The organism is Nitrosophilus sp., from assembly GCF_982775275.1.
In genome coordinates this window covers 1-1,304 of record NZ_CEXZHP010000304.1, presented here as the reverse complement: position 1 = coordinate 1,304, position 1,304 = coordinate 1, and the positions used below count along the sequence as shown (strand labels likewise).

Sequence of the window (1,304 nt, the reverse complement as noted above, 5' to 3'; positions counted from 1 at the left end):
TAAGTGGGATAAAAATCCGTTTATACAAAAGAAACATAGACAAAGATTAGCAATGCTATCAGGAAGTGTAGGGATAGTAAAAGTAGGTGCTGATTCTAAAGTTGAGATGAAAGAAAAGAAAGATCGCGTAGAGGATGCGATATACGCGACTAAAGCCGCTTTACAGGAAGGTATTGTTCCAGGCGGTGGTATCGCGCTGTTGAATGCTTCCCAATATGTAAAGAGTAAAGGTGTTGGAGAAAAGATACTGCTAAATGCTATAAAATCACCGTTTGAAACAATACTTGATAATGCAGGTATGGTATGTGGTTTAGATTTAACAGTGGGTAAAGGTATGGATGTAATAACCGGTGAGTTTGGGAAAATCCTGATAAGGCCGCCTCGCATGATCTTGCGGATGCGTGCCGGGCGCTTGTAAATGGCGCCGATGTTAAGGTGCCAGAGGCCAATGCTATCGGATGTTCGATCAAGTGGAAGGCGAACGGTCAGGAGCGCAGTTAATTATTCTCAGCCATCCCAGGCAATGTATCGCAATGCGGGAAGTTAAGGGATTGTGTTATCGCGTAATCCATTACATTTTTGTTGTTACGGCAGGATGCAAATATCTTCGGCACGAATTTCTTTCGCACTCTGCTCATCACGACGATTATTTCCCCGTGCTTAGACTCGATAGTTACTCTTTCCAAAATCGGCTCCTTTGCCGTGCCCAGCACGTCTAGCAACGCATCGAAATCGTCTTCTTTTGAAAAAGAAATAAGTGCACATGTTTCCGGAGACGATCTGACAATGACATTTATAAGCGCCATTATTTCTTCTTCCGGATCCATAGTTGCCACCACATTGGAATTTTTAAGCATCCTGCGTACTCTTCTGCCGGGTATGGTCCTGGCTGCTGGTAGCTGCACTTCGCGGATATGGATATATACTCCGATCTCATGTGATACAGCGGATATCCTTTCTCTGAAGTCGGTCATATTGTCATCTACGTACGGATTGTATGCGTCTGTGCCGTCTCCGCGATATTCGGGATGGATTTTAATCTGTTCCACAAACGATTCCCAACTCGTTTCATGTGGCCGAAGGATAGATACGGTTTTTGAATTTGCCGGAAGCATTGGGTGTCCATTTTGCACATTTATGAGTGAATGGCAAACGAATTTTGGTTATGTATATGCCATTTATGCGCAAATGGCATTTTCTATTGCATAGAACACGATATTTGTGTTTAATGTCAAGCATGCGGAATCATCTCAATGTATGGGAAGCGTTGCGCAGAGACGCACAGATTGCCAATATGCTGGAGC

The 1,304-nt window shown here is 43.7% G+C and carries 1 protein-coding gene and 1 pseudogene; one reads left to right on the top strand and one right to left on the bottom strand.

The features are described 5' to 3' along the window. A pseudogene (locus tag AC30RD_RS09495) lies at positions 1–418 on the top strand (hypothetical protein); the annotation flags it as partial. Between the two features lie 79 nt (positions 419–497). Here the strand turns inward: AC30RD_RS09495 and AC30RD_RS09490 are convergent. Further along, complete coding sequence (locus AC30RD_RS09490; protein ID WP_489494303.1) at positions 498–1,049, bottom strand: hypothetical protein; 552 nt, start codon at positions 1,047–1,049, stop codon at positions 498–500. Positions 1,050–1,304 lie beyond the last annotated feature (255 nt).